The 6,901-nt window shown below is 58.0% G+C and carries 8 protein-coding genes; 2 read left to right on the top strand and 6 right to left on the bottom strand.

Annotated elements, in window-relative coordinates; translation table 11 throughout:
- The 3 genes from VGE80_RS13235 to VGE80_RS13225 all read right to left on the bottom strand — a co-directional run.
- Nucleotides 1–860, bottom strand: an 860-nt coding sequence (locus VGE80_RS13235; RefSeq protein ID WP_440593005.1) for a WD40 repeat domain-containing protein, incomplete at its 3' end; no start/stop codon positions are given.
- 341 nt (nt 861–1,201) lie between these two features.
- Nucleotides 1,202–1,648: a hypothetical protein gene (locus VGE80_RS13230; RefSeq protein WP_373649538.1), complete on the bottom strand. Its 447-nt coding sequence runs from the start codon at nt 1,646–1,648 to the stop codon at nt 1,202–1,204.
- Between the two features lie 139 nt (nt 1,649–1,787).
- Nucleotides 1,788–2,273 (bottom strand): hypothetical protein, encoded by a 486-nt coding sequence (locus tag VGE80_RS13225; protein WP_440593004.1) that lies wholly within the window; start codon nt 2,271–2,273, stop codon nt 1,788–1,790.
- A 375-nt stretch (nt 2,274–2,648) separates the two neighbouring features.
- On the opposite strand from VGE80_RS13225, the gene VGE80_RS13220 reads away from it, so the two are divergent.
- Nucleotides 2,649–3,281 carry a nucleoside 2-deoxyribosyltransferase gene (locus VGE80_RS13220; protein WP_440593003.1) on the top strand — a complete coding sequence of 211 codons (633 nt, stop codon included), beginning with the start codon at nt 2,649–2,651 and terminating at the stop codon, nt 3,279–3,281.
- A 105-nt stretch (nt 3,282–3,386) separates the two neighbouring features.
- Here VGE80_RS13220 and VGE80_RS13215 read toward each other — a convergent pair whose 3' ends face one another.
- On the bottom strand, nt 3,387–4,217 hold the full coding sequence (locus tag VGE80_RS13215) for an LCCL domain-containing protein (RefSeq protein ID WP_373649535.1): 831 nt from the start codon (nt 4,215–4,217) through the stop codon (nt 3,387–3,389).
- 605 nt (nt 4,218–4,822) lie between these two features.
- On the opposite strand from VGE80_RS13215, the gene VGE80_RS13210 reads away from it, so the two are divergent.
- Entirely contained in the window at nt 4,823–5,839 is a 1,017-nt protein-coding gene (locus tag VGE80_RS13210; protein ID WP_440593002.1) for a cell division protein FtsQ/DivIB, read from the top strand.
- Nucleotides 5,840–5,901: 62 nt separating this feature from the next.
- On the opposite strand, the gene VGE80_RS13205 is transcribed toward VGE80_RS13210, so the two are convergent.
- Together VGE80_RS13205 and VGE80_RS13200 are read right to left on the bottom strand one after the other, a co-directional pair.
- A complete protein-coding gene (locus VGE80_RS13205) occupies nt 5,902–6,105 on the bottom strand; it encodes a hypothetical protein (RefSeq protein ID WP_440593001.1) in 204 nt (67 codons plus the stop codon).
- Nucleotides 6,106–6,159: 54 nt separating this feature from the next.
- On the bottom strand, nt 6,160–6,456 hold the full coding sequence (locus VGE80_RS13200; protein ID WP_440593006.1) for an indolepyruvate ferredoxin oxidoreductase subunit alpha: 297 nt from the start codon (nt 6,454–6,456) through the stop codon (nt 6,160–6,162).
- Nucleotides 6,457–6,901 lie beyond the last annotated feature (445 nt).

Below are 6,901 nucleotides of genomic sequence, written 5' to 3'. Positions count from 1 at the left end.
GAGCGAATCCCTTTCTTGTGGCCTTTGATCACGGCCGTTTCTTCTCCCGAGTCGATGTCCCAGACCCGGACCACCGCATCCCAGCCGACGGTTGCCAGTTGTTTGCCTGCCCCTGTGAAAGCAGCCCCCTCGATCTGCTGTTTATGGCCTTTCAGCGATTTCTCGACCGTACCCGCGAACACGTCATAGAGGGCCAGTCCTTCGGGATCTTTGGCGGGAATGATGGCCGCCAGCAGACGACCGGAGCCGGACAGGTCAATCGCCAGCAGTTTGGATGCCTCCGGCTCGTAAGTCCGCACAAACTCTTTTTTCGTGACATTCCAGACGCGAACCGTCTTATCGGTGGTACTTCCCAGGACGAGTTCTGTTCCGTCGGGAGACCAGGTGATGACGTTGGTTTTGGCCACGGGACCGGGCAGCGTCATTCCGACCTTGCCGGTTTTGGTGTCGACCAGTTGGACACCCGCCCGGGGCTCATTCGGTCCGATGGCCAGCCACTTTCCATCAGGAGAAAACGAGACGATCGCGATCTTACCGGGAAGCTCGATCCGGAGAGGGGCTTTCAGATCGTCAAGATTCCAGATCAGGACTTCCCCTTTGGCATCGGCACCCTCGGGCACTGAGACCGTGGCGACCGACTTGCTGTCGGGTGAGAATGTGGCGAACCCCCAGCCCGTGGGGACGGTCTCCGTCGGTCGAGGATTCGACACTTCCGTTTGAGGAGGACGGGAATTATCGATGAACTCGATGGGCTCGCTTTCAGGCCCCGGTGAGGCAGGGGGCTCTTGCGCGAAAGAGCTGTGATACAGATGCATCCATGCCAGACAGGCAAACGCGACAACCCGAACCTGTGTACTCATGATCCGCGCCTCTCTCTGACCCTGACCGCAATGTAGACGTGATGTCTGTAATATTATGTCCAAGATGGTTCGGGATCGCTAGTGCATTACCATGTGACGCGATTCTCTCACTCCCTCAGCGGTAACAGGCCGCGATGACGCAAACCGCCAGGTGGCATCCGTCGGGGGAAGTGTGCAGCCAGACAAACCGAGGGACCGAGCACTCGCTGTCGGACGGCGAAGATGCAGTCACAGACGGGAGTCTGTCTGGCGCGGGGGAAGTGCACGGCAACGAAAAAAGGCAGACAGGTCTTTGTGAGACCTGCCTGCCTTCGAACGATCGACCGTTGATTCAGTTGATCTTACTTCTTGACTTCGAAGCCTTTGGCGAAGGGAGCATCGGCGAAGACGAGTTCCGCCTGGGCATCGCCTTTCGCTTCACTGACTTTGGCCTGGCATTTTTCGCAGCAGAATCCGACCTTCACACCGCCAACTTCGACATTGGCATTTGGATTGAGCTTTGCACCGGACAGCGGGCATTTGGTCTGAGTGGTCTGGCCAGTCGCGGCGAGCTGATGATTGGCCTTGGTCGCAAACTTGGCGGTGTCCTTCTTGAAGGCGCCTGGGCATTCGCCGCAGCAGAAGTAAACCTTGCCACCTTTGTAATCGACAGTCTTGTCTTCCTTGGCCGGCTGGCCGGAGACGGGGCAGGTGGCCTTGAATGGCTTGGCCTTTTCATCGGCAGCGAATGCCATCACACCAACGGCCAACAGACAGCAGAGCATGGTACCGAGTTTTTGGATCGACATGGAATTTCCTTCTTGCAATGAGATGTGGTTCAGGAACCAATCAAAACTTCAACGGGTTTTGTCGTGCCAGTCTCAGGACTGGCGCACTGACACACAGAAGACGTCTGAACAGACAGAGGCACAGAGAAGAAAGAGGGTGTTAGATCACCCAGCGGCAAAGCAGCTTACGGAGCGGTGGCCCTGAAGCACGCGAAAGATCGCGCTGTGCGGTCTGAGAAGTTCCCGATTCCGTGAAAGAAGGGGCCCACTTAAGGGTGCCGACCACCAGGGAATTCGAATCCAGGGGTGCCGACTGCTCATGAGCCGACACGATCGCGGGAACCGCCTCGGCAGCCTGACACTGGCAATCGGGGCGAGATAATCCGGTTCCGGTCGGCGTGTGTGACACAGCTCGCGTGACTGCTCGCTTGGATTTTGCCGCTTTCTGTGCGGCGAGCCGAGCCTGACAGCAGGGGCTGAGTTTTGGCTGCGTGACGCGGGTTGATTCGGCCCGTTTGGTGCAGCAACAGTCCCGAAACAGCGGTGCCGGCAGCAAAAGTGCTACCGCCAGAGCCAGCATCGAAACCAGTCGCACGATCCACATCAAAACATTCAGCCTGATGAGTGTCGAAAAAACGATCTCCATGATGATATCGAAGACCTACGTCGACAGATAGAGGAATTTTTTTGTGGTGGCCCGCTCATTCGTTTGTTCTGGCGGAATGAACGATTTTTCTGATTGACCTTCAGCAGAATTGGCTGGAGTTCCCAAGGAATCGGGACGAGGGCCGAGTCTGCTGCGATCAGCAGGGGTGCCGTGTGATCCGATGAAGAGCAGTCTTTTTCCCTGTTTCCCTGGAATCGTCGCCATCCCTTGAGCCGGCGCGGGATTGAGGCGAGATCAATTGCGTCGTGGAATTCGTCCCAACATGACATTTTCGAGGGGCTTGTCGACTCGATAGAATCCGGGCTGCCGAATCGGTGTCAGACACCCGCAATTTGTTGACGGAATCTCGCTCGCATGCAATCACTCTGCGTCTACTGTGCCGGACCTCTCTTCAACCAATCCGAACGGACGGAGATGACGGCGATTGCCGATGTGCTGGTGGAAGCGGGGCATTCCGTCTATTTGCCTCATCGAGATGGGATGGAATTTCGTCTGGTGCGTGAAGTCTTGATCGAACAGGGCTGGGAAGCGGCTCTGGCGGGGCAATTTCTGCATGAGGCGATCTTCGCCCTGGATGTCTACCAGCTGGTCGTAGCCTGCGATGCCGTTGTCTGGAATCTGAATGGACGTGTTCCTGACGAGGGGGCAGTCTCGGAAGCGGCGATGGCGTGGACGCTCGGTAAGCCGATGATCGCTTATCAGGACGATGTGCGGTCCATGATCGCAGGCCGCATGAATCCGCTCCTTGTGGGCCTGGTCGACTTCACCTCCGTGCAGCACATTCATGAGATTCCTGCAGCTCTGCACGCCGAATGTCGGAAGTTCCCACCCCGTAAGTTCGATCTGGAACACCTTCCCAAGCGCGTAAGGACGGCGGTGGCACGGGGGACCGAACTCTGGAACGCCCTGCGAAAAGAAAGCGCCTACGGCGAGAATCGGATCATCGCCGAATGCGTTACGACTCTGTTCGCACCGGGAGCCGCGTGAACACCGGCCGATAACAACTCGTGAAGAGGCGTTTCGGTCGCCGCATGAGCGGGTCGCTGTCGATCAGCGGAGCGAATTAATCCCCTATCCGGCTGACCGTCGGTGTCACTTGATCCTATAGGCAGCGGTGTATTCCGAACCATCGCTGCTGGTGACACCGTTGGCGGTGGACCCTTCGAACATTTCCGGCGACTTGATAATACTAACGCTGACGGTCCCTTTTTCCCCTTCCTTCAGCACCCCGGCGTGGACTGCGGCGGTGGCCAGGTCACTGCTGGTGGTGTAGGTGCCGGTCCCGAAGACGCGGCCGTCTGTTTTGCCGACGAGATTGAACTGGAAGGTCTGGTCAATCATCCCGATATACTGCTCGAGATTTCCGGGGTCTTCCGCCGCCTCGGTCGCACCCGCTGCAGTCGGTTTAGTGGCAGCCGGGGTCACGTCCTTCGTGGTGGCGACCGCTTCCGTACTGACGGGGGTCGACTTACTGGCAAGTTCCTGAGGTGTCAGGAAGTGGTCGTTGTTCTTGTCGAGCTTCCGGAATTCGGCAAAGCGGGCTCGATCCCATTCGTACAGGCCAATCTGCCCGTCGCCGTTTTTGTCGTACGCCTGAAACTCTTTGGGGAGCGCGGACGTCTTTGATTTGCGTGTCGGTGTGGTGTCCGCGATGAAATAGAGTTCATTGGGTGAAACATCGACATCATCACTTTTGTCGAAGCCGACCCAGTGAATCCGAATCTGTCCATCGCGTTTCAGTTCGATCACTTCGACGATGTAGTTCTTCTTGTCCCAGATCCCGACCAGCTTGGTGCCGACTTTTACTTTGGCGTCGGCGGGGACCTGTTTACCGGCAATGACGTTGGTGGGGATTTCTTCTTTGGCGATGGCCACCCCTGCGATCAGGGTGCACAGAACCGCAGATGTCCAGAATCGAAACATGCCTGTTCCTCAATCCTCAAAGTCACTTCCCCGGCCGCCAGAAGAATCACCGGAAACCGGGTCTGAGAACCAGTTGGGGCGCTCTCGCCGTCGGCTTTGTCCCGCTCTTGAGAAGGGGAGAAGTCGACCTGATTCGCTTCTTACGGTGTCGATGCCAGCAGCTCTACCTCGTCCGGTTCCTGCGGATAATAACAGCAGGGACTGATTCGCTGACAGAGAATTTCTGCCATGGCACCACTTCCATGATACCCTGGCTGTCAACTGAATTTTGGCTGAAGTCGTTTCGTGTCGAAGTGTTATTGCTGCAGATCATGCAGAGAGCAGTCTTTCGGTCGCTTGCGCTTCGGCGATGGGCCTGCTGCTGACGCGCCTGCTGTGGCGCTTTTGCCGGATGTGCACCTCGAGACGCCGGAAACTCAGACACAGGGGGGATATCGGCATCAACTGCCGCTTGCTGGAGATCCGATGAGACGAATACTGGTTCCCGCAGCACGGGGCTTTCCTTGAATGGCGATGCGGTCCTTCGCTGTTTCAGGGACGGACGTGCAGAAGTTCCGGCAGATTGAGAACGTTCGTCGGTTAATCAGTTTAATTGCGGCAATCAAATGGCTCGTGCCAGGAAGACGAACAACGCGCAGGTTAATCTCGCCTCCGGCAGCAGGCCCTGGCTTCGGTGGCTGTTTCAGCCTTTGAGATTGCTGCGGGTGGCTCTTCTTGCGGGTGTTGCAGCGGCGTCCCCGTACGTCGTCGAGAAACTCCCGGATCTGTCCAAGCGTTCGGAGTACCGGATCGCGTTGTCGCAGGTTCAGCTCGTTCCTCCACCCGCAGCACCGGTGCCGTTGAATCTGATTGACCAGGTTGCCGAGCAGTCCGGACTGCCGGACGAATTGTCTCTGCTGGAGAATTCCCTGACGGATGATCTGGCTGCGGCCTTTGGTCGCCACCCGTGGGTCGCAGAAGTGGTCCAAGTCCGAAAATCGTTCCCGGCATCGGTCACGATCGAGCTGAAGTACCGCCGACCGGTGCTGCTGGCCAACGTCCCCGGTGGCCAGGTCCCGCTCGATGCCAATGGGATCGTCCTTCCGACGGCCGATTTTTCGCCCGCCGATAAGAAGAACTATCCGATCCTGCGAAACGTGTCGGCCCTTCCCAGGGTCCGGGCGGGGATGGTCTGGAGTGATCCTGCGATTCTGGCGGCGGCCCGGCTGGCAGAGACCCTGGCTGATAAGTGGCAGTCGCTCAAGTTCGAGGCGATCTCGATCCCACGCGAAGTCGATCCTGCGACGGAACCTCACGACGTCCTTCTGGAACTCGTGGGACAGGGGGGCTCGCACATCGTCTGGGGCCGCCCGCCTGGCAGCGATCATCCCGGCGAACTGGAAGCGTCACAAAAGATTCGCCGTCTCGAAAAGTATCTGGCGGACTTCGGCGACTATGCGCAACCGAATGGACCGTACGAGATTGATATTCGACATTGGCAGGAAATTTCTCGTCGCCGACTGAGTACCAAACAGGTGCAGGTCAAACCGGCCAAGCCCGCCCGGCCGGATAGCAAGCCGCGCAGTGAACCCGCCCCCCGACTGCGTGAAGCGGGGATTCCGGAACCGGGAAGGATTCGCTGACCGCTGAAGCGATTGGGGGCCAGCCGGGAGCGGATGTCTGGCGGTTCGGGTTGCGAAGCAGGTCATTCGCTGTGGCGCTTTTGCTGGACCGCGTGAGAAATCTCTTGCGCGGCCCCCGCAACGGCTCCGACGATGGCTCCCACGCTGCCGAGCAGGACCATGAGGAACGCACCTTCGTGGATGCTGCCAACGAGCATGAATCCCAGTCCCGCGCCGGCTGCGGCAATCAGCAGCGAACTCACGATGACTGTCGTCAGAGTTTGCATGTGATGATCCTTTCGAAAGTGGAACTCGCTCCGTTCTTCCGTCGTGTCAGGTGATCATGACGGATGTGAAACGGACGGGGACGAATGTGCCTGATGCAGACTGGCAGCCGTGATGCCCGGGCAACACTGGCTCATCTGGCGATTCAGGCTCAGGTCATTCCGGAACTCGGGCGGCAGGCGATCGTCGTAATAGATTGCCTGCTGCGGGCATTCCGGTGCACACAGGCCACAATCGATGCACTTATCGGGGTGGATGTAGAGCATGAACTCACCTTCGTGAAAGCAGTCTGCAGGACAGACCGCAACGCAGTCCTTTGCTTTGCAGCCATGGCAAAGCTGGGTAACGACCATTGGCATATTTTCGATCCTTGATTTTCTCACACTCAATTCAGACGACAAACGTCACGACGCTTCCGTGCGTGGCGGGACGACCTGTTTCTCCAGACGCATTCGATGCCTGCGGTGTCGTTGCAGTTCCCGCTTTTGTCTCACACTCGCTGAGGTTTCTTGGAGAACGAATTCGACCCCAGCGACGATCCCTCGCGCCATCGGCCTTGGCCGAAACGAGGGTCGGTCACGGCGACCCCGGCATCTCGGGGGAGGTTCCTGGTTTCCATCTGTGGTGCTCCTGAACTTTGCAGTGCAAAGTGGAGGGGCAAAAAAATAACCGTTTCACGAGAAGCCAAGGCGTGAGGCGGTTGCTACGTGTTTTTTCGCTGCTTCCGAAGCATCGGCCACCACACGCTGCAGTGCCTCGATATATTCGAGGAAGCGCTTACGGCCCAGCGGAGACAAC

It is taken from the genome of Schlesneria sp. (genome assembly GCF_036405755.1).
Taxonomy (GTDB): Bacteria; Planctomycetota; Planctomycetia; order Planctomycetales; family Planctomycetaceae; genus Schlesneria; species Schlesneria sphaerica.
The sequence above is the reverse complement of the archived record's forward strand: the minus strand, read 5'-3'. Positions and strand labels throughout refer to the sequence as shown.

Bases quoted from the DNA above. Each gene is read 5' to 3' on its own strand.
- VGE80_RS13230 (WP_373649538.1), bottom strand. From the start codon at position 1,648: ATGTCGATCCAAAAACTCGGTACCATGCTCTGCTGTCTGTTGGCCGTT.
- VGE80_RS13225 (WP_440593004.1), bottom strand. From the start codon at position 2,273: ATGGAGATCGTTTTTTCGACACTCATCAGGCTGAATGTTTTGATGTGG.
- VGE80_RS13220 (WP_440593003.1), top strand. From the start codon at position 2,649: ATGCAATCACTCTGCGTCTACTGTGCCGGACCTCTCTTCAACCAATCC.
- VGE80_RS13215 (WP_373649535.1), bottom strand. From the start codon at position 4,217: ATGTTTCGATTCTGGACATCTGCGGTTCTGTGCACCCTGATCGCAGGG.
- VGE80_RS13210 (WP_440593002.1), top strand. From the start codon at position 4,823: ATGGCTCGTGCCAGGAAGACGAACAACGCGCAGGTTAATCTCGCCTCC.
- VGE80_RS13205 (WP_440593001.1), bottom strand. From the start codon at position 6,105: ATGCAAACTCTGACGACAGTCATCGTGAGTTCGCTGCTGATTGCCGCA.
- VGE80_RS13200 (WP_440593006.1), bottom strand. From the start codon at position 6,456: ATGGTCGTTACCCAGCTTTGCCATGGCTGCAAAGCAAAGGACTGCGTT.